At 47.6% G+C, this 22,300-nt stretch carries 15 protein-coding genes; 6 read left to right on the forward strand and 9 right to left on the reverse strand.

What is annotated here, in order from left to right; all coding sequences use genetic code 11:
• Nucleotides 1-109: 109 nt before the first annotated feature.
• The 4 genes from F456_RS0103020 to F456_RS21665 form a co-directional block, all read right to left on the reverse strand.
• Complete coding sequence (locus F456_RS0103020; protein WP_018975527.1) at nt 110-1,276, reverse strand: ATP-grasp domain-containing protein; 1,167 nt, start codon at nt 1,274-1,276, stop codon at nt 110-112.
• A gap of 201 nt (nt 1,277-1,477) precedes the next feature.
• Nucleotides 1,478-2,329, reverse strand: a complete 852-nt coding sequence (locus F456_RS0103025) for a GNAT family N-acetyltransferase (RefSeq protein WP_018975528.1) — start codon at nt 2,327-2,329, stop codon at nt 1,478-1,480.
• Between the two features lie 512 nt (nt 2,330-2,841).
• Entirely contained in the window at nt 2,842-6,309 is a 3,468-nt protein-coding gene (locus F456_RS21660) for a DUF5704 domain-containing protein (RefSeq protein WP_018975529.1), read from the reverse strand.
• Nucleotides 6,309-7,523 carry an S-layer homology domain-containing protein gene (locus tag F456_RS21665; RefSeq protein ID WP_018975530.1) on the reverse strand — a complete coding sequence of 405 codons (1,215 nt, stop codon included), beginning with the start codon at nt 7,521-7,523 and terminating at the stop codon, nt 6,309-6,311. Before F456_RS21665 ends, F456_RS21660 begins: the two co-directional genes overlap by 1 nt.
• Before the next feature lie 660 nt (nt 7,524-8,183).
• Between F456_RS21665 and F456_RS0103040 the strand changes: the two genes are divergently transcribed.
• The 4 genes from F456_RS0103040 to F456_RS23415 all read left to right on the forward strand — a co-directional run bounded on the left by F456_RS0103040 (nt 8,184) and on the right by F456_RS23415 (nt 12,445).
• Nucleotides 8,184-9,389 carry an alanyl-tRNA editing protein gene (locus F456_RS0103040; RefSeq protein WP_018975531.1) on the forward strand — a complete coding sequence of 402 codons (1,206 nt, stop codon included), beginning with the start codon at nt 8,184-8,186 and terminating at the stop codon, nt 9,387-9,389.
• Between the two features lie 212 nt (nt 9,390-9,601).
• Nucleotides 9,602-11,317 (forward strand): ABC transporter ATP-binding protein, encoded by a 1,716-nt coding sequence (locus F456_RS0103045; RefSeq protein ID WP_026293613.1) that lies wholly within the window; start codon nt 9,602-9,604, stop codon nt 11,315-11,317.
• 63 nt (nt 11,318-11,380) lie between these two features.
• Nucleotides 11,381-11,743, forward strand: coding sequence for a YtxH domain-containing protein (locus F456_RS0103050; RefSeq protein WP_018975533.1), 363 nt, complete (start codon nt 11,381-11,383; stop codon nt 11,741-11,743).
• A 120-nt stretch (nt 11,744-11,863) separates the two neighbouring features.
• On the forward strand, nt 11,864-12,445 hold the full coding sequence (locus tag F456_RS23415; protein WP_018975534.1) for a YtxH domain-containing protein: 582 nt from the start codon (nt 11,864-11,866) through the stop codon (nt 12,443-12,445).
• 99 nt (nt 12,446-12,544) lie between these two features.
• On the opposite strand, the gene F456_RS23420 is transcribed toward F456_RS23415, so the two are convergent.
• On the reverse strand, nt 12,545-13,633 hold the full coding sequence (locus F456_RS23420; RefSeq protein WP_018975535.1) for a glycosyltransferase: 1,089 nt from the start codon (nt 13,631-13,633) through the stop codon (nt 12,545-12,547).
• Nucleotides 13,634-14,626: 993 nt separating this feature from the next.
• On the opposite strand from F456_RS23420, the gene F456_RS0103070 reads away from it, so the two are divergent.
• Nucleotides 14,627-15,085, forward strand: coding sequence for a hypothetical protein (locus tag F456_RS0103070; RefSeq protein WP_018975537.1), 459 nt, complete (start codon nt 14,627-14,629; stop codon nt 15,083-15,085).
• Between the two features lie 159 nt (nt 15,086-15,244).
• Here the strand turns inward: F456_RS0103070 and F456_RS0103075 are convergent, their stop codons facing one another.
• The 3 genes from F456_RS0103075 to F456_RS0103085 form a co-directional block, all read right to left on the reverse strand.
• A complete protein-coding gene (locus F456_RS0103075) occupies nt 15,245-17,209 on the reverse strand; it encodes a PTS fructose transporter subunit IIABC (RefSeq protein ID WP_018975538.1) in 1,965 nt (654 codons plus the stop codon).
• 93 nt (nt 17,210-17,302) lie between these two features.
• Nucleotides 17,303-18,214 (reverse strand): 1-phosphofructokinase, encoded by a 912-nt coding sequence (gene pfkB, locus F456_RS0103080; RefSeq protein ID WP_018975539.1) that lies wholly within the window; start codon nt 18,212-18,214, stop codon nt 17,303-17,305.
• A gap of 3 nt (nt 18,215-18,217) precedes the next feature.
• A complete protein-coding gene (locus F456_RS0103085; RefSeq protein WP_018975540.1) occupies nt 18,218-18,964 on the reverse strand; it encodes a DeoR/GlpR family DNA-binding transcription regulator in 747 nt (248 codons plus the stop codon).
• 362 nt (nt 18,965-19,326) lie between these two features.
• On the opposite strand from F456_RS0103085, the gene F456_RS0103090 reads away from it, so the two are divergent.
• Nucleotides 19,327-20,721, forward strand: a complete 1,395-nt coding sequence (locus tag F456_RS0103090) for a diguanylate cyclase domain-containing protein (protein WP_018975541.1) — start codon at nt 19,327-19,329, stop codon at nt 20,719-20,721.
• A 102-nt stretch (nt 20,722-20,823) separates the two neighbouring features.
• Here the strand turns inward: F456_RS0103090 and F456_RS0103095 are convergent, their stop codons facing one another.
• Nucleotides 20,824-21,906 carry a suppressor of fused domain protein gene (locus F456_RS0103095; RefSeq protein ID WP_018975542.1) on the reverse strand — a complete coding sequence of 361 codons (1,083 nt, stop codon included), beginning with the start codon at nt 21,904-21,906 and terminating at the stop codon, nt 20,824-20,826.
• Between the last annotated feature and the right edge of the window lie 394 nt (nt 21,907-22,300).

The following is a 22,300-nucleotide window of genomic DNA, read 5'->3' on the forward strand; positions in this document are numbered from 1 at the left end:
GCCCAATAGACTATCCGCCCGTTTTACTTTTCTTTTTTTATGAAAAGTCTCTTATTTTAAGTCTATTATTTTACTTTTTTTATTTTAAAGTTCTTAATTTCAAGGTTCTTTATTGTTCCGCTTGAATATAGTCTGCGATTTCACGCACCCGGTCGAGCGAATCGGCACGAAATTGATAGGCACGATTGCCGCTGGCCCGGCTGAAGATCTCGTCAATCTCATCGTATCGGACCAGTGCCTCGCCTAGTTCACGCTGGATGTCCTCATGACTGTGCGCATAATGCTTCCGGTCTTTTCGGCTCGCGTAGCCGCTCACGTAACGGCCTGCAGGCGGCTCACCGCTGCCTCCATGTACGATCATCTTTGCCCACAGCGAATAAATGTCCACATCATACGAATAATTAATCGCATCCGTCATCCAAGCACCTGGCGGCCGCATATTGACTTCGAGTGCGATCAACCGGCCGTCTTTGTTCGACTTGAACAGCTCAATATGGAAAAAGCGTTCCCGTATTCCGAAAGCTTCCAAGATACTGCGCCCTGCCTGTTCCACTTCCGGATCGACATCTTTCAAACAAAAATAGCGCAGATGATCGTCGTCGTTGACCACTTTCATGATGCTCTGCTCGAAACGGTGGCTTGCCTGAAAACGTACGATTCCGTCCCGATCAATCAAGCCATCATAGGTCAGGATAATGCCGTCAATATATTCTTCCATAATAAATTCCGTATCCTGCGGCCGAGTGTGAATAAAGTAATCCAGCTGCTCCCAGTCGCTCAGTTTGTACGTATGACTGGCGCCCGATCCCAAATCCGGCTTGACCACAACCGGAAAGCCATTCTCCTCGATAAACGCAGCCGCGCTTTCCCGATCCGGATTTTTGAGAAAGCGTACCGTATCAACACCGCTTTTGCGGAAAAAGTCTTTCATTTTTGATTTATGCTTTAAATTTTCCACGAAATCGGCTTTTGTACCGTAGATGTTAAAAGCTGTGCGCATACGTGCATCGCTCTCCAGCCAGTATTCGTTCATGGACTCGAAGCGGTCGATTCTGCCGTATTTATGCGTGAAAAAGCCGACCGCTCGCAGCACCTCGTCCTCATTCTCCATAGTGTCGATTCGGTAATATTCCGTCAGAGCCGACTGAAGCCGTGGAGAAAGATGATCATATGCCGCGTCGCCGATGCCAAGCACCGTCGCGCCTTCCTCGTGCAGCCGAATCACAAATTCGCCGCTGCTCCCGGGGAAATGGGGAGAAAAAAACACAAAATTCATAACCGGACCGCCTCCATCGCAAGGTTGTACCTAATTTATCAGTCCTATGCTTGTTCGTCAATTTGACTGCGTTTTCCTGCCTGTGCAAAAATGCCGCCGGGCAGAAGCCCGGCGGCAAGTTCCTCGGCCTTCCGGCCGAGCTGTAACGGGGATGCACGGACTTGCGGCAGAAGCTGCCGCCGCGCCCGATCCAGCCCGTTCCTATAACCTTTTTTCTAAACGGATGCTCGATTTGACACTCGAAGCATGCGGAGCCAATTTACGTTCTGCTAAACGCAGCATCTCCTCGTTATCGCCTAAGATATTCAGCATGTGGTGTGCAAAACGTTCCAATAAACCATGCTGACGATCTATTTCTGCGAATAACGCAACTCCGCCTGCATGAAGCGCAAACTCCGGCCTGACATACATGGATCGCAGCAGCAGCAGATTCGATGCCAGCTGTTGGATGCCAATCCAGCCCGCAACCTGTCCCCCGATCTTCATCAGTGTACTGAATTCCGGATGCAGCAGACGTTCTTCCTGGAACGGATTCAGATCGGTCGGAAGATGAGCTGCAATTACAGCTAACTCGGCTCTTTCGGCCTCGGAAGCCGACAGCAGCGGTTTCAATTCAGCTTCCGCAGGCAGATGCAGCTTGTCAAGTCGAGCTTCCTCCCGAATACTGGTAGAACGGACGGTATAAGTACGGTACAGCAGCTTCTCCGATTTATAACCACGTTTGCGCAGGAAGTCCAGCTCCGGTGCCGGTTTCTTCCGACGCAGTGTTAGCGTAATACGTGCTTGAGCACAGCCGGATTCAAGCAGCCGGCGCTCGGCTTCCTGCAGCAGCCGGCTGCCGACACCAATATTGCGGAACGCCTCTACCGTATGCAGAACACTGATGCTGCCCGTTCCGGAGCGTGGATGAGCCATAACCAACGCCGTACCGGCTAGCACACCGTCGACTTTGGCCTCCAGACCGATCGCTCCGGGTGGAAGCGGATCATGTAATCCAGGCAGATGAGCCCGGAAGCGTTCGGCTTCGGCTGGGAGCATGTTGACGATAATCATGATGAATGCCTCCGATTTTTACAAGTGACCAAACAGACTTTTATTCATTCTCTACGCTCCGACGGTCGTCTCCTTATTATGAGTTCAACGACTCTAATAAGTTTAAAAATGCGACCGGGATCCTCTTTTGCCGCGTCGCTGCAGCACACAGTCATCTTATTGGTGTCTTAATAATAGTGTAATTTCCAATAAAATCAATAGCCATTCAGCTTATTATTCTGTATTTGGCATCAGTCCAAGAAATAATTCAAAATTTAAATGTGCAAAATGTAAATGATATGAAATCAAATCCTTTTAATGACTATAAAATGCATCAATTAACATTGTTTCGATCTTATGAAAAACAATAAAAAAGGACCGATGAATCCTCCTTATCGGAAGTTCTGTCGGTCCTTTTTTATGCTTTGTTTTGTTTTTTGGTTTTTTTTGGTGTTTGTGTTTGTTTTTTTGGTTTTGTTCGCCTTGCCTTCTAATACTCTTCTGTGCTTCACTTTCTCTTTTACACTTTACTTTTAATGAGGCACCTGCACTTGGAAGTCATCCTTATATGACTTGTCCGCATGGAAAAAGACGATGTCTCCGTCCTGCAGCGAGAACGTATTCCCCCAAGAATCCTGCACGCTTCGACGGAACCCTTCCAGATTCCACTGATTCATCAGCGGCGCATGGATGTACTGCAGATGCGGGCGATCGAGATTTCCGTCCCGAATACTTTCGATGTTGAAGTTCAGGATAATATAGCCGTCCCGCAGGAAAATCGGGTCGCGCTTGGTCAGGCCGCGATGCGTTCGGCCGTACTCGGCCAGATCTGTTCCTTTGGCGACGACATACGGATCACCGGGCAAACTGTACTCCCCGTACCATTTCTGCTCCGCAGCGTTCGCTCGTTCGTAATCAACCGAAGCCGGCAGGCTGCTCTTCGGTCCGATTAAGGTGCGAATCTGTTCCGGCAGCAGAAGCCGATCATAGCCGCCCACCGGTGTCTTCATTTTAGTGAACCGATAGATGTAGTCGTTGATAAACATCTCCCGGCTAACATTCCCTACCTGCGAGAAACCATAATAATGGTTGTATTTATACCGCGCCGTGTCCCTCAGTTCCTCTTCCGGTACATTGCGCAGCCGGTCGTTAAGAATGACATAGCGCGGTTCTGTATCTTCGGGCGAACCGACTTTAATAAACGTTCGGTGATCGTCGTGATAATACAGATCGACCGGCGTTTTACTTTGGCCGTCCCGGCTGACAAAGGTAAAGCTCGGCGTGATGCGAATACCGTCCTGTTCGCCGAACATATTGCCTTTCGTCTTCAGATCAAACTTCACATGATAGCCGGTCTTCACCGCGATATTCTTCATGCCTTCCAATGGATGGCTGCCTGGCAGAATGGGCAGGGTAAATGGCGGCGTGTTGCCTCGAGCGGCGCCGTCAATGCCGTTAAGGCCGGTCCAGTACGTATGACCGGTGTGCAGCGGGCTGCCTTCCTGTATCCGGAACACCTTTTCCCAGCTGTAGTCAACGATGTCCGTAATGTGGAAGTCATACAATCGGCCGATGACTTCGACGTTAACGGTGTCGGAAGCGACGTGGTTGATCAGATCCAGATTGGCATCCCGCTCAGCAGGCTGCACATCCGGTGCATTCTCTGCGATATTCCGAAACTCGACACTATAGTCGCCTTCATCGACCCAGACCGGCAGGAAGAACGTCTTATCCAGTTGGCTGACCGGAATGTCGATCCAAGTATTCTTCTCATAGAAGATCGACTTATCCGCCGTGTACACGTCGAACGGGAAACGGACCTGCTTGGCGCGGAAATACTTGGCATAATCCCGATTTCCATAACCCAGATAGTTAGCATGTTGTCCGCTGGTCGGTATTCTTACCGTAAACGGCCGGTCGAGAATGAATGCAGCTCGGCTGCCATTGGGCACGGTCTTCTGGTTATGGGCTTGATCGTCGGTTGCGGAGGAGTAGTTGACGACCGGAGTATGTACGGTGACTGAGTTGATGCTACCGATGGGGTAGGTATCCCCGGGATCAGCATTGTAATTTACGCTTAAAGGTTTATACGTAATGGCCCCCATCGAAGCCGCTGCGTACCGGTTTGTTTTGGTCATAGGAATCATATGATTTGCACTGTACAGAACATCACGTGTAATGGCTGTCGGTTCAGGTACACGCTGTGGATCCTGCGTTTTTCGCTCGACCACGTTGTCGTTCATAAGGACTTGACCGTTAAATGTTACTTTATCGTTATTGACCTTAATCTGATCGATTTTGTTTTCAGTTTCGCCTTCATACCGACCTAATTCATCGGGAACCGGTGGAGGCGACGTCCCGCCTAAGTCGATCGTTTCTGGGTCAGCCGTCCAGTTACCGGGGCCTGGATCAGCAACGGCCTTACCGTTTCGGGTAAGTGTCATATTGGGCGGCGTATAGCCGTTTGGCCTTATCGTGATTCGCTCGCCTTCAAACGCATAGTTTTGAAGAACGGCGTTGTCGATCTCGTAGGCGCCGAGTTTATCAACGATCCAGTGCGAGCCGTATCGTTCGATATGAAGCTCATATAACTTGGTTTCGCTGTCTTTTTCTTGGACACGTTCTGTTCCCCCCGGAGATCCGTCATCATTGATTATCGGAACGTCGGTGTACCAGATCAATTCGTAGGTCTTGCTTACGGTTATTTCGTAAACGCAAGTGGTGAGTTGTTCTTTGAATTTGAATTGATGTAGGTAATTATTGGCGATTACGTTCCCGTATAAACTTTCAGATGTCGGAATGCCTTGCAGCACATCGAACATTTCACGGTCACGTTGATCGGCTTTAATGACGGCACTGGCTTCGGGCGTCATTTTTTCACCTTCGATAACGCGTCCGTCTCGTACGGTACAACCGAAGATTGGTTCTTGAGGATCTTCAATTTCGGCATCTTCGGTATAGACCCAATACCGGTCTGGATACTGATACGTGACCGATGCGGCGGTGAAGTTATACGCCGCGTAGTAAAACGCCATAATTTGCGCGTTTTTCGGATTTCCGTTATACGGGCGCATGCTGCCATCTGCGTTTTTTTCAACGTAATAGCGATACGCGCCAATATCGGCATGCTCCTGGTCGAATGTAATTGTAGCGAAGTTTAAATCGCGAGTAGGACCCACCGTTGTTTGACCGGGTTCTAATCCGACTAACAGTGACACAATGGAAATTTGATTTTTAACAGGATAACCTGTAATTTGCAAATTCGCATTACTAACTTCTTTATCTTCATCAATTTCGATTTTGGCTCTATTAGCAGGAAGCTGTGGATTTTTTGACTGTACAATATTTGATCGATTATCGATTAAATACAGCGGGAAAGATAAATCGTTAAATGTGCTGGTCCCTTTAAATGGGTTGCTGATCGGATACTTAACGGTCAATCTAGTCTTCCGGCCGGGCGTTGTTTTATAGTTGCCTGTGTGAGGTGGGTCTTGGGTTGTGATATTGGTTTCAGTTTCGGGTGCAGATGACGACGGACCTTGATCTGATGCTGAATCACTCTGTCCGGCTACCCATCCGCTTAGAATCGTTCGGTTCCATGCGAACCATGAGCCGTTTGACCCGTTGTTCTCTGACGCCACTTCAATTGCTTCGCCTGTAAATGTTTCGGTTCCGGAATAGGTTTGAGAGTTAACCTCGATGGTTTTAACCGCTTCGGTTCCTTTGTAAAACACAATTTTTCGAATCTTTTTCCCGGTGCCTGCGTCTTCGCTGATCCGGGTTGTTGTTGCGGTTGGCGTTTTACCGAAAGCTACGGCGTTTCGATGGGGGTGAAGTCTTGGGGCGTCATCGCCGCCGGAATAGGTGATTACTTTTTTAATCGGCGCAGCGGCGATTTTTCCTTGGAGTGGAAAAAAAACACCCAGCACGCTACTCGCAATGAGTAGCGTGCTGAGTCCGACAAGCGTGAATCGTTTCTTTCGTTGTCGATTTTCTTTCATTACTTGATACCTCGAAGTCTGAGCAGGTCAACATTTTTGAACCAAGTACCGCTCGCTGGCGTTTGTAGAACGATACTAATATCGTTCATGCCTTGTACCGTGCCGCTTTTCGGTACGATAACGGCAGGCACATCACCCATCTGATTGCGATATACATACGCCGCTTTGTTCAATTTTCCTGCTGCGTATGCGTCACCATCTACGTTACCGAATCCAGTGACCTGAAATTGTGCAAACGTACGATTTACGTATCTGGTTCTATCTTTATTGAATACCTGTTTGCTCTTGAAGTAGATCACGTAAGTGTTGGTGTTACCTTTAATTGGGTTCTTCATCATTTGATTACCATTGAACCATTTTAGCGTGTTGATATCACCCAGCAAAGCGCGGTTCGGGTCATTCGGATCAGCCATGTCGATCGCGATCAGGGCGTCAAGCTTCGCTTGGTACAGCCCGTCTTTCGACGTGATCGTCATATTTTTCTCGTTCCACATGTCTTCAATGCCGGTCTTTCCTTTGTTTTTCCAGTCAGATTCCGGTGTGACAAACATTTCCGGCATCACCGTAAAGATGTTGGTACCGTGCCACATGATTTCCGCAGCGCCCGTTGCGTACAGATCGGAATCGAGATTGCCGCCGGCATTGCTTGTCAGAATACGCTCGATGATTACAACGGATTGGGCACGCGTGGTCAGACCTTTTGGAGCAAGCTGCGCTTTACCCATGCCTTTGATCAGACCCTCTTTGGTTGCGAGATACATCCATTTGTCGTTTTCCGATGTTTTCTCGCCGATCGCACGGGCCGCAACGCGGGCCATTTCTTCGCGGGTCATCGTTTTGTTCCAAGTGGCTTCGCTATTCGCGAAATCACTTGTCGCGTACAGTCCTTTGCTTGCCGCCGCATCCACATAAGGCACATACCATTTGCCCGAAGCTTCTTTCGTTTCAAGTTTCATCGCCGATACGACCATCTTCACGAACTCTGCCCGGGTCACACTTGCATCAGGCTTGAATGTACCATTGGTGTAGCCGTCGACATAGCCTTTGGATACCCCTTTTGCAATGGCGCTCTCGGCCCAATGCCCCGCTTTCACATCTGAAAATGCCGAACTGGCAGCCTGAACATCCGGTGCGTAACCCGTTCCCCATACGGCCCCCGCCGTTAGCACCGCTGCTAATACCAATCCCGCTTGTTTCATCCAACTATTTTTCATCACAATCCTCTCCCCCTCAATCTTGTTTATTGCATCATGCCGTTCTATCACTTGATGCAGACCAGGCACCTTCCGCCAGGTCCATCTTTTCTATTGTCGCTTGGTTGCAGCAATTGGGAAAGTCCCATTTTCTGTTTTCAAAGAACCTCGAATTTTGTCGTCAACACTTCTTTGCCGTCAACGCCTCATTGTCGTCTGATCTTCTCAAATCAAATGAACGCAAAAAAGCGGACGCGTCCCTTCTGAATCCAGAAGAGAAAACGTCCGCGTGCTTCGCGGTGTATAAGCTGATAATTTCAATTTACCAAATCATCTGCCAGCAAGCAAGTATTTCTTTACAACATAAATTCGCTTTCGGCAGCATATCTTTACTTTTCAAAGCGTTCCTCCCCTCCTTTGGGCAGACTATTATGGCGTACAGATTGTTTCCATTAGAAATCTCTGTCTATCCGTCTATCCGTCTATCCGTCTATTCGCTGTCCATTTGTCCATCTATCCGTATTTCTGTGTTTCTGTACCTCCATCTTTCCCTCTACCCAATTGCCCGATTGTCCAATATGGGATACCATTCAAACAGACCCTCCGGAGCTTGGATTCTTTAGGCAAATGCTCAAGCAGCCGGAATTGAAAAGGAAAGAAACGAAGATAAAGGAGAACGTCATGACGCATAAAAAATATTACGATTCCTCTTATACCCGCGAATGGACAGCCAAGATTCAACATATAATGAAGCGGGAAGACGGTCTGTACGTCCTCCTGGACGAAACAGCGTTCTATCCGGAAGGCGGCGGACAGCCGGGTGATACCGGAATGATCGGTGAATCGCGTGTGGTCGATACGATTACGGAAAATGGAGATGTTCTGCACCGGATCGAAGCTTCATCGAATTTGCCGGACGAACCGGGAACCGAAGTGTCCTGCGTGATCGATTGGGAACGCCGCTTCGATCATATGCAGCAGCACAGCGGACAGCATCTGCTCTCGGCGACCTGTCTTGATCTGCTTCAGGCACCAACTCTCAGCTTCCACCTCGGCGAGGAATACGCTACGATCGATATCGATCGCGCTCAATGGACAGAAGAAGAACTGGATCAAGTCGAACAGGAAGTCAATACGCGCATTATGCGCAATCTTCCTGTGAAAAGCTATTGGGTCAGCCGCGAAGAGGCCGATCGGCTTCCGCTGGTTAAAGCTCCGTCAGTCGAAGGCAATATTCGCATCGTCGAGATCGAAGGCATCGAGTACAATGCCTGCGGCGGGACGCATGTGAGTGCGACCGGCGAACTCGGCCTGATCAAGCTGCTGCGTGCCGAAAAGCAAAAAGGCCATCTGCGTCTGACTTTCAAAGTCGGCTTCCGCGCACTGCGCGAATTCGCCATCCAAACGAAGGTGCTGAGTGCTTTGTCCGCCAAACTGAGCGTACCGAAGGAAGAACTGGTCGAACGGCTTGAGAAGTTTTCCGAAGAAGACCGCCGCAAGCAGGCCGAGCTCCATGCGCTTCGGAAGCAGCTTGATGAATACACTGTACGTGAACTACTTGAAGCGGCAGAGCGTACCGGAGGACCTGTTGCAGAGCTGTTCAGCGACCGGACAACGAAGGACCTGCAGTCTCTGGCTGCCGCGCTGACCTCCCGGACCGCGCAGCCTGTTCTTCTGGGTTCCCTATCGGAACACAAACTGATTCTCGCGCATGGAGGCGAAACAGGATTCTCCTGCGGCAGCTTGTTTAAGGAGACACTGTCTTCATCCGGCGGTCGGGGCGGTGGAAATGATAAGTCTGCTCAGGCGGCATTTGGATCGGAATCCGAACTGACAGCATTTTATGAGATGCTGAAGGTACGGTTAAATGGCGGCGCACAGGACTAATTAATCATTATTAAAGTATGAACATATCCGAATGCTATAAAAGAGGCAGCGCGAAAACAATACTCCCTGCTGCCTCTTTCTTCATTTTCAACTTGCCCATTTGCTCATTTGCACGCTAAGATAGAGAATGATTCTCAGTAAAATTTGTTTGAAACGTACTGATTTTTGTTTGAAGCGCACCAATTATAAAGAAATGAGGGATTGGCATCGATATTTTGAAACGTTTTTTCGCTTATTACCGCCCTTATAAAGGGCTGTTTATGCTTGATTTTTGCTGTGCCGTTTTTGCTGGTCTGCTTGAACTTACCTTCCCGCTCGCAGTCAATGTCTTTATCGACGATCTGCTGCCGGGAGGCAACTGGAGTCTGATTATGATCGCATGCCTTGCACTGCTCGCGATCTATGCACTGAATACGGCCATGCAGTATGTCGTGACTTATTGGGGACATATGCTTGGAATCAACATCGAGACCGATATGCGCAAAAATTTGTTCACCAAGCTGCAAAAGTTATCGTTTCGCTTCTATGACAACCACAAAACAGGTCACTTGATCGGACGCGTCACGACCGACTTGAACGATATTGGCGAATTGGCCCACCACGGACCCGAAGATGTCTTTATCGCAATCATGACGCTGATCGGCTCATTCATCCTGATGTACAATATCAGCCCGTCGCTCGCAATCATTACTTTTATCATTATTCCAGTTATGGCCTGGCTCATTATCTTCTTCGGCCGTCGTATGACCCGTACGTACGGTCGGCTGTTCGGCAACGTCGGCAGCTTCAACTCCCGTATTGAAGAAAACATCGGCGGCATTCGCGTCGTACAGTCGTTCGCCAATGAGGAGCACGAAGGCAAGCTGTTTGATCTTGAGAACAAGGCCTTCCGTAAAACCAAGCTGCTTGCTTACAAAACGATGGCCGGCAGCATGTCTGTCAATTATATGATGATGCGTCTGATCAGCGTCCTTGTCTTGATCTTTGGCGCCCTCTTCTTTATCCGCGGAGAGATTCTGATCGGCGAATTCGTCGCTTTCCAGCTGCTCGCAAATGTGTTCTTCCGGCCGATCGAGAAGATCAATGCCGTTATTGAAAGCTATCCCAAAGGCATTGCAGGTTTCCGCCGCTATCTCGAAATTATGGATACCGAGCCTGATATTCAGGACAAGCCCGATGCCAAGACCGCCGATTCATTGAGCGGCAATATTCGATTCAATCATGTCTCGTTCGGCTATGAACATGGACGCCGGATTCTCGAAGATATCAGCTTACAGATCCAGCCGGGAGAGACGATCGCTTTCGTAGGGCCCTCAGGTGCCGGAAAGACGACCATTTGCAGTCTGCTCCCCCGCTTCTACGATGTGGAAGCCGGATCGATTACAGTGGACGGCATGGATATCCGCGATCTGAAGTTGGAGTCGCTGCGCAAACAGATCGGCATTGTCCAGCAGGATGTCTTCCTATTCTCGGGAACAATCCGAGAAAACATCTCCTACGGCAAGCTTGACGCTACAATCGAAGAAGTTTGGGATGCTGCCGAGCGCGCGCATTTGACCGACGTTATTCAATCCATGCCGGAAGGCATGGAAACGATCATTGGCGAGCGCGGAGTGAAGCTCTCAGGCGGACAGAAGCAGCGTATGGCCATTGCACGTATGTTCCTCAAAAATCCGCCGATCCTTATTCTCGACGAAGCGACTTCCGCACTTGATACCGAGACAGAAGTCGCCATTCAGAAATCGTTGGCCGAGCTGGCCGAAGGCCGAACCACTCTTGTAATTGCACACCGCTTGGCAACTATTCGAAACGCGGATCGTATTGTGGTGGTCAACAAAGACGGCATTGCGGAGCAGGGCAAGCATCACGAACTGATCAAATCCGGCGGAATCTACAGTCGTCTGCACCAAGCACAGTTTGGTAGCTAACCAAACAGGGTTAATGTAGAGAAGAAGTCAATCGCTTGAATCGACAAGGAGATGTGATGTTCGATGAACAAAATGGCGAAAAAGCGCATGGCACGCATTATGGTCGGCACGTTGGCGGGAGCGGGAGCCGTCTTGTTCCTTTCTTCTCAAAAAGGTGCCGGAACTCGCAATCAAATTCGGAAGATGGCCGTGCAAACCAAAGACCTCGGTATGGAACTGGGCCATGAGACGGCTGAGAAAGCCCGCGATTTGATTGCGCTCGGCAAGGAAATTTCGCACGACGAAGACTGGATTGAAGCGATTGAAACTTTGGAGATTCATCCTTCGACCGACAAATCCTCCAATTCCGATGAGCGCTCCCATTCCGAACCTCATCTCAAGATTGTGCCGCCTTCCGAACCGAAACATGACTCCGATAAGGCGTAAACAAAATTGACGTGCTCTTGGCGAGTGCGTCTTTTTTTTGCTAATTGCCCGCTGACTCTGTTCAGAAACGTATGTCTGGGTAATACTAGAGGAGAACCTTTTTGGACAGGAGGATTACATATGTCGAATCAAACATTAAAATTCATTGCCGGACTGGCAGCGGGTGCCGCTGTAGGCGGCGCAGCCGCTCTGCTGCTTGCACCTAAGCGGGGAACGGAGACTCGTCAGATCCTGGCGGAAACAGCTGTTGATCTGAAGGACAAAAGTCTTGATCTGAAAGACAAGGGCGTCATTGCGGCTATTGATCTGAAGGATAAGAGCATCTCGACCGCTATCGACTTGAAGGACAAAAGCGTAACGACGGCCGCTTCGCTTCGCGACAAGGGACAGTCTTCGTTCAACATTGCCATGGAAAAAGGGCAAAGCGCACTCGAAATTCTGCGCATCAAAGGCCAAATCGCTGCAGACAAGAGCCGAGAATTGATCGCTTTCGGCAAAGAAGTCGGCGAAGTCGCTATGGAATGGAAGACCGAGATCGAAGCTGCCGTTCAAGATCTCAAAGTCGAACTGGAACGATTCCAGCGCGAACAGGAGAATGACACACAGCTTCAGGACGATATCAACAAGCTGAAGAAGCAAACGCAGGAAACGGCTGCCGTTCTCAAAAATGCGCAGACTCGCATTTCCAACGCGGGAAGCTGAGCGAAACCGTACTATTCATTTGCTATCATTCAACTGAAAAAAAGCTTCCCTCAAGGGAAGCTTTTTTCGTCCAAAACATATAAATTTTCCATTTTCCCTCTAATTATTCGGCTTGACGGCTTGAATGGGAGGAGTTTGAGGAGGCTTGGATGGTCTTCCCTTCTTAATCCTGTTCTTCACTCGGGAAGCCGCGCCAAACACATGCATGTAGCAGGCCGCCGGCAGCAGCCAACCGTGACCGGACAGACGTGCAAAAATACGCATTGGAAGCCAAATTTCATGATCTGAAGCGGCTTTCCGCATGCTCTGCTCAAACAATTCATGACGTTTAGCTTCACGAAGCTCTTTCCATGTATTCCCTACTCGACCGCGCTGCTCCAAATTGTACATGCAGCTGTTCTGCACACGTTCGAAGAACAATCGCAGCCTCATCCGTTCGCGAATATCTTCGTGAGGGTAAGAAGCGTAGTATTCGGAGAATCGGTCGACAAGAAACAGCTCGCGCTTCAAGTGATCGGGCTTGATACTGTTCATCAAGGAACCCGGACGCTGCTGAAAATAGTTATAATACGAACCTTCGACCGAAGAAGCCGTATCGATATGACGCAGGAAACACAAATTGAACAGGACGTCTTCGCTAAACACATTCCGAGTCGATTCAAATCTCAGCCCGTACTCTTCGATAACCGACCGGCGAAAAATTTTGTTCCAGATTACGGCAGCAAATTTCTTCTCGAACCACATTCGATCAAGCCCATATTTCGAAATGCTTAATGTTCCATTTTTTAATCCAAGTACATGCGGCTCGCTTCGATCTTCGTAAACAAAGCTGTAATCGCAGGCGCAAAAATCCGCATCATCTGACTTGGCTCGTGTATAAAGGGCTTCGAACATCCCCGGTTCCGCCCAATCATCCGGATCTGCAAATCCTATGTATTCTCCTGAAGCGGCATTTAATCCCGCGTTGCGCGCTCCACTTACTCCTTGGTTCTCTTGATGAATCACTCGAATCCGGCCGTCCTGCTTGGCGCATTCGGAAGCAACTGCAAACGAACCGTCTGTCGAACCATCATCCACCACAATAATTTCGATCTCACGCAGCGTTTGCGCAGACAAACTTTCCAGACACTTGCGCAAATAATCCTCCACGTTAAATACGGGCACGATGACACTTACGCTGGGCTTCACCCGTTTATCCCTCCTTTTATCGCGAATCATATCTAAGCACACCAGATCCTATAGATAAACTTCATCCGTTATTAACCGGGACAAATGAAAAACGAATCAATTTGACTGAAATTTTTCATTTTATCTTGCAAACTATTTTTTATCACAATAAAGAAGCCCTTCCTTATATAAGGAAGGGCTTCTTAGGCATGTTGTATTATGCTGTATTCTTTATCAAGACGCCGATAAATTTAAGCTGCTTTTTGAGATGCAGCAGCTTCGCGCTGTGCCAGCGTCTTCTTCCAGAAGCCAAGAATCAGACCGGAGATTACGGCACCGATCACAACCGTCAGCAGGAACAACCTATACTATACATATAACGCCTAAATCATACAAGCCGACTTGATAATATAAATTTGAGTTTCTCTAAATATGATTAATTACAAATTGATTTCTCTTAATTTCCTTACAAAGTTTTTATTTATAAAAATAATTTATGGAGATCCTTTTCCTTAGATAGAATTAAATCGGTTACATGATGTTTTTCTAAGTTAGAGAGAGAGTCAATACCTATTTGCGCTTCTCAGCGCACAGTCTGTATATATCATTTTGAAAAAGCATTAGCCTAAATATTTAGTGTTTCTTTATTTTATATTAACTAAACTACACTATTATCTAATGAATTTTAATTTAGTAAATTTAGTTTTTCAAGTTTATATACATAATACAGTTAAAATAATTATCTAAATTTTGTATTTCTCATAACTATATAGTCAAAAAAGTTGTTAATAAAATAAAGATGTTTTTCATTGATCTATTGCAATCTTAATTTAATTAATAGTCTTTTGAAATAAGTCTTTGAAACCACTAAAAATTAATAAAAGTAGTTTTTTTAAAAATAATGTTTTATATATCCTTTTATGGTTAATTATAAGTATTCGCTTCTTCAGTTTTTGTTGCGAATGTTAAATGCTTCAAAATAAGATTTATAATACTTTTAGGGAGGAATTATGAATGAAGAATACTATTAAAGGAAAAGGCAAAAAAGTTGTCATTTCACTAGCTGCTAGTATGCTAGCCTTTGGAAGTGGGCTTGCTACTTCTGAGAGCTTTGCAGCTTCTTCTAACGCAGTGACTCCATCACAGATCCCACCTTCTCAAGGTGTACCTGTACAGCGTTGGACTATCAACGCCCACTTTACTAATGCTGAAGCTAAGCATGTTGTTGCTCAAGGAACACAATTAGCTAAGTATTCTGATCGGGGCAGTTGGATAGGTTTGTTGTCAAAGTTCACTGGTCTGGGCGCAGCATTGAATTTATACGGAAAATCAGTTACTGCACAAATGACACCTTTTAAAACTGCAATTGCTAAGGGAACCGGGGTAACTTTCAAATATGATTATGTTCTCCCTGCCAGTGTATCCGGAGGATCAGGATACATTGAAAATAGATCAGTTATATATGAGAAATAAGTTGTTGTAAAAACAGCCAATTTTCGATATTTATATTCATAATTTATTAATCGGAATCAGTGTTAAATATCAAAATGACATCGATAAATATCGATGTCATTTTGATATTTATATTAAACTGTAAATACTTAACTAATAATTTAATATCACACCAACTGTTTACTTAATCTTATAACTTAAGGGTTTTTTCCAAAATCCTAAGATAAGACAAGATACAACTGTACCTATCAATACCGAAAGTAAGAATAAAACTATATGATTAGATAAAAAGGCAACAAATATACCACCGTGAGGAGCAGGAACATTAATATTCCAAAATTGTGTTAGTCCGCCAGCTATGGATGAACCTATAATACATGAGGTCAATACACGTAAAGGATCAGCCGCAGCAAAAGGAATTGCCCCTTCAGTAATAAAACTAAGTCCTAACACATAATTTGTGACTCCAGATTTACGCTCTTGTTCAGTAAATTTATTTTTGAAAAATGTTGTGGCAAAAGCGATTGCTAAAGGAGGAACCATCCCTCCTGCCATAACTGCTGCCATCATCAGACCATTTGTATTACCACTCGAGGTGAAAACTCCGATAGCAAAAGCATAAGCTGCTTTATTAAATGGTCCTCCCATATCAATGGCCATCATACCGCCGAGAATTAGACCTAAAAGTATTGCATTACCCGTACCCAAATTCGCTAATGCACTGTTAAGGCCTGTGTTAATCCAACTAAATAATGGATCAAAAACATAATACATCACTGTGCCTGTTAAAAGCAAACCAAACACTGGGTATAATAAAATTGGTTTTAAACCATCCAGTGTTTTTGGTAGACCTCTGAATAATTTACGCAGTACCACTACAATATAACCAGCCAAGAATCCGGCAGCCAAACCACCTAAAAATCCAGCATCAGCAGTATCAGCCATGTATCCTGCAACTATACCAGGCATTAGAGCAGGACGGTCACCGATGCTCATAGCGATAAAACCAGCTAAAATTGCAATAAGAAAATGGAAAGCACCTGCACCGCCGATTTCCATCAGCAATTTGAAAATTGGATTGTCAGCACCATAAATTTGCTCGAACAAGAACGAGATTGCGATCAGGATACCGCCGCCTACAACGAACGGAAGCATGTGCGAAATACCGTTCATCAGATCTTTATAGATCTTACCGCCTACGCTGACTTTGCCGCCTGCATCCGAACCGCCCGCAGCCGCTCCGCCTTCATGGCGATAGATTGGCGCTTCGCCATTTGCCGCTTTGCGAATCAGTTCTTCCGGCTTGCGAATACCGTCGCTAACTTTGCGCTGCAGAACCGGCTTGCCGTCAAAGCGTGCCATCTCTACATTTTTATCTGCTGCAACGATAACGCCGCTTGCACGGGCAATTTCGGCTGCTGTCAGCGGATTGCCGACCCCTTCGGAACCATTTGTTTCAACGCGAATATTGATGCCAAGCTCTTTTGCTTTCTTTTTCAACGCGTCTTCCGCCATGAACGTATGCGCAATGCCGGTCGGACAAGCCGTTACAGCGACAACGAATTGGTCGGAATCCGGATTGCCGACGATCACATCCGCCATTCCGGAAGCACTGCCTCCCACGGAAGAATCGGATTGTCTGGCCGCTTCGGCCTTTTTGCCTTGTGCAGCCGCTTCCGAAGCTTCGGATTCCGCCTGCGCCGAGTTGAACAATGCAGTGACTTCAGCCGGCGTCTTCACTTCGCGCAGTCGGCCCAGGAAGTCTGCGTCGAGCAGCATGCGCGACAGCACTTTGAGTGCCTGCAAATGCAGATTGGACTCGCCTTCCGGTACAGCGATCATGAAGAAGAAGTGCGCAGGCTGTTCGTCGAGCGATTCATATTCTACACCTCTCGAGCTTTTACCAAATACAATTGTCGGCTCATTAACTGCACTTGTCTTCGCATGCGGCATAGCGATTCCTTCGCCGATTCCAGTGCTGGACTGTGCTTCACGAGCAAGAATCGCCTGCTTGAATGCATAGGCATCGTTGATTCTTCCGCTTTTATTTAAAGATGCGATCAATTCGTCGATAACGGCTTCTTTTGTGGCGGACCGCAGGTCCAAGATCATGACGGGTTCGATCATCAGATCCGTAATTCTCATCTTCTTCCACTCCTCTGGAGGTCATGTCGGCACGCGATTCGCGCACCGTTAATTCGCCCTTCCGGGCATTACTCTCAATCTATCGGCAGTACGTTATATAGGATTGACTTGAACCTGCGGAAGCAGCGAATCGATCTTCGCCAGTTCAGCCAGATCATCGGAAAAAGCGGTGGCGCTGCCCGAAGCCGTACCGGTACGAAGCGCTTCCAGCGGGTCCCCTGTCTTCGACAGCGTACCGACGAATCCGGCAATCATGGAGTCGCCCGCGCCAACCGAGTTTTTCACTTCGCCTTTCGGCACGTTGGCGTGATAGACCTGCTCTTCAGTTACGAGCAGTGCGCCATCGCCGGCCATTGAGATCAGCACATTTTCCGCGCCCATCTCCAGCAGTTTACGACCGTACTTGATTAGATCTTCCTGGCCTTCAATCTCTACGCCGAACAGTTCCGCCAATTCATGATGATTCGGCTTTACGAGCAGTGGTCCATGCGGCAATGCCTTCAGAAGAGCTTCTCCCGTTGTGTCAATTACAAAACGCGCTCCCTGTTCTTTGATAACGGCGATGAGCCGTTCATAGAACGAACCTCCAAGCGAAGGCGGTACACTGCCGGACAGTACGACGACATCCTCTTTGGTAAGCGCTCTCAGCTTCTGCACTAATGCATCAGCTTCCGTATTTCCTATTTGTGGACCTTGTCCGTTGATCTCGGTCTCACTGCCGTGTTTGAGCTTAATATTGATACGCGTATCATCCTGAACATTCACGAATTCGGTTACAATCGATTCCGATTGCAGCACGTCTTCGATAAAACGGCCAGTAAATCCGCCCAGAAATCCAAGTGCCGTGTTCTCAACACCCAGTCGGCTAAGAATACGTGATACATTGATCCCTTTTCCTCCGGGAAGCTTCAGATCGCGCTTCATACGATTCAAAGCATCCAGCTGCAGATTTTCCACTTCCACGATATAGTCGATAGAAGGGTTTAGCGTTACGGTATAGATCATGGTTTATCCCTCGATTATTTTGGTTTTCTCAAAAATAGGCTTTCTCCACCGCTCCGGAATCGAATCCGTAATAATGGTAGCTTCCTTGAGATCGAACAGTTTCGCAAAAGCGACTTCTCCGAACTTACTGGCATCCGCAAGTACGTACGAGCGTTCCGAGAGCTGCCGGGCTCGACGCTTAATAAGCGCTTCTTCCGGATCTGGTGTCGTAAAACCGAATTCGGTATTGACGCCATTCGTACCGATGAAGGCTTTATCGAATCTGAAGTTATCCATGTTCTGGAGTGCAATACTTCCGATGACGGCTTTGGTATGGCTTTTCATCATACCGCCAAGCAGATAAGCACGAATGTTTTTGCTCACTAAGGCTTCCACGTGGGAAAGGCCATTGGTTACAACAGTAATATTCTGCGCTTCGATAAAAGGAATCATGGCCAGCGTCGTTGTTCCCGCATCGATATAAATGCATTCTCCATCCCGCAGCTGATCGGCAGCCGCTCGGCCTACCGTATTCTTCTGTTGAACGTTTTTGAATGTTTTCTCTTCCATGCCGGGTTCTTCGCTTCGCCGATGCAGTAGAGAAGCTCCACCGTGAACCCGCTTAAGCAAATGCTGCGATTCCAGGTCAATCAAGTCGCGCCGTACTGTCGATTCAGAAGTTCCAAGCAGCTCGACAAGCTCTTGCAATTTCACAATCCCCGAAACTTGTAAGCGCTGTAATATGATTCGGTATCTTTCTTCTGTAAGCATTTTGATTCCTCCATCTAACACTCATTGTAACTTACGAGCTTTTAAAAAACAATCACTTTTATTCAAAAACGTTCAAATAAATTCATTCTATTTCCTGAAGTAGTGGAACCACTAATCCTTTACCCTATAAGGATGATGACGCTTCCCTTTTTTTACCGTTTTCTTTCTTTTTCCGTCAATCATTCACTTTAATGCTCATGTTTACCTTCAATATCGGTTGGTAACTCTCAAAGTTGAAGCCAATAATACGATTCCGCCTCCTATTTTCGCTTTCATTCACAAAAAACCTGAGAAGTCTCTCCCTCATGCCTGCTCACTTTTTTGCCGATATAAAGAAGTAAAAGAAAGAACACGGCCGCCTTATGCGACCGGGAAAGGAGACGCTTATCAATATTCCGGATATGAACCAAAATGTCGGCGCATTGTTGAACAATATGCAGGATCATGAAAACGGCGAGGCCCTTCTCCGTGCAACCCTGGACCTTGTTCCCGATCTGATTGTATTGAAAGACGGAGCGGGACGCTGGCTGTTCGCCAATCGTCTTGTACTGGAAACCCACAGCCTGACTGAAGAACAGTGTCTGAAGCGCACGGATCTTGAGCTGATTCTCATCAGACCCGAGCTTCAGGAGATATTCGAAAAAAATGTAGAGGCCGATGAAAAAGCATGGGCAGCAGGCAGTCCGCTGTTGAACGAAAAGATACTGACCGGCTCGAATGGAAAGCTTACTTATTGGGAAGTTGTAAAAACCCCTATTTTCGACGCTGAAGGAGAGCGGAAATGTCTAATCGTGGTCAGTCGAAATATTACGGAACGCAAGGAAAATGAAAAGGCACTCAAAGCTCAGGAGCTTCAGTACCGACTCATTGCCAATCATATGACGGATATTGTTTCCATGATGAAGCCCAACGGCGAGATTATATACGTTTCTCCATCGCTGAAGCGAGTGCTCGGTCACTCTCCGGACAGCCTTGAAGGCAGTCAGCAGTTGAAGCTTGTTCATCCGGAAGATACTGACAAACTGACTGTCCTCATTCGAGAGACGGCCAGCAAGATCCAAAATGCGGGCAGAGAAGATATTCGCCTGCTTCATCGCTGCGGCTTGTATATTTGGTTTGAAATTGCGGTTTCTCTCGTTCAACAGAATGAAAGAGAAGAAGATTTTCTGCTGGTTACAGCACGTGATATTAGTATAAAAAAGGATTATGAGCTGCAGCTGCAGTCGATGGCCTTCCGTGACTCGCTTACCGGCATCGCGAATAGACGTCATTTGATGACCCGGCTGGAAGAAGAGTTGGGGTTGACAGACAATACGCCTTCTCCTCTGGCAATCCTGTATCTGGACGTCGATAAATTCAAAAAAATAAACGATACATTGGGACACGCTGTCGGAGATGAGCTGCTGCAGCAAATCGCCCAGCGAATCGGAGACAATCTGCGCGAAGGCGATCTGGTCGCTCGGATCGGAGGAGACGAATTTGTCGTTCTGCTGCCCAATACTGATTGTGCCGAGCAGATCGAGGGTATTGCCAAGCGTCTGTGCGCTGCACTAAGCAGACCCTGGCAAATCGGTGGTCACGAATTCTCGTCAACTTCTTCGCTCGGTATTGCCTTATCCCCCCAGCATGGACAGACCCCTGCGGAACTGCTTCATTGTGCCGATCGTGCACTCTATGCCGCCAAACGGGAAGGACGGGCCTGTACACGGTTTTACCAGGAAGCCGATGAACCGGGAGACTCAGACGTTCTCATTTAATATTTTCCTGCATCGAACCTCAAAAGCCTTCGGAGTTATTCCGAAGGCTTTTTGATTTCATTTTATTCAACTTTTTATCCGACCTTGCTTGATTCAATCGTATTATCCGATCGTCTCTACCACATTCCCATCGGGGTCGCGCAGCAAAGTTTTGACGATTCGAATGCTCAAGCTCTTCATCGTATCGAGTTTAAATTCACTTTCCCTTGGTGTCAGACGCCGGGAAAGCTCGGCTGCCGCCTCCGCATTGAGATAGAGCTGAAGCTCTTCCCTCACTTCGACGATCCGATTTTGCAAGTCCGGAATCATGACCACTTGGGTATTCGGGCCAATTAACGTCAAGTCACGATCATGCATCAGTCTGCCTGTCAGAATGCGAGCCAGCGACTCCGCCTGCTTGGCTCCAAGCTGAAGCACGTATGAACGCCCCTTCAGCATACTTTTGCGTTCTTCCCAGATCAGACTCTCGAGGTATAAATGTCCGGTACTCGAGCCTTCCGTCCGCACACTCAGCTCCGCGGCGCTGCGCAGTTCGGAATCAGCAAGCAGCGACTGCCTGTTCAGATCCGTTACATAGAGCGGCAGACGGTTCTTGGCTAATTCCAAAAAGCTTCGCGTATTCCATACCTTAATCAGATCCAATTCGTCTGCGGTGATCCCGACAACCTGCACAAATCGGAACTGTCCAAACGGCGAGACTGTACTTTCCAGCTCCGGATCTTCGACAAGAGCAATAGCCGTTATCGGTGTGGCCCGGTCGGATTCGATTGGGCCATTCGCATCAAGATGATGGCCCGGGTGCAAGACGTTCCCGCTGTTGAATACATAACGGGCCAGGTTTTGCAGAAAATTGATCGCCCATACCGGCGGTTCTTCTTCGCTTTCGCAAACCAGTCTGAATGTCAGTTCGAATCCGAAGCCGCTGTATTCCGCATTCTTTGATTCTTTTTCATGCAGCTCCGTGAATCCGTAAGTTACGTAATGCCAGTGGGGAACAGGTTCTTCACGCTTATAAACGCTGACTCCCTCGAGCGGATCGGGTCCTCCCAACCGGTAGGAAATTAGAGTCCCATAATGAAACGGCTCGATACCGGCATACAGCCTACTTAACGAATTGTCGATTGCAATCCAGCCCGGCGATTCCGCCTTGTCTTCCGGTTTCTGTACGTGTTCGTTCTCGCTCATTACTCACCTCTCCCTTCTGTTCTCCGATGAGGCGCAGCTTTTCCGACCGTCACCCATCCGATTCCAGTTTAACCCAAGCAGGGCTTTTTGAAAAATGAACGCGGCAGAAAGCCGGTTTTCGCAAGCGCAGGTGCTGCAAAAACCGGCTTTCATTGGAATTAATTACTTAATATCTTCACTGCCTTGGTCAGCGTTTATTTCTTTACTCCGTTTTGAATCTGGAGATTCTGACACGCAGCTCATCGGCGCTGGCAGAAACTTCGTCCGACAAACTGGAGATGCTGGCGATACGCAATAAATAGGATACCAAGCGGCGTAATTGTTTTTAATAAAGACGTCATTGCAAAATCATTGCAAAAGCCGGAATAACTCGCATCGATTAATCTTCAACGAG

The organism is Saccharibacillus kuerlensis DSM 22868, assembly GCF_000378145.1.
Classification (GTDB): Bacteria; Bacillota; Bacilli; order Paenibacillales; family Paenibacillaceae; genus Saccharibacillus; species Saccharibacillus kuerlensis.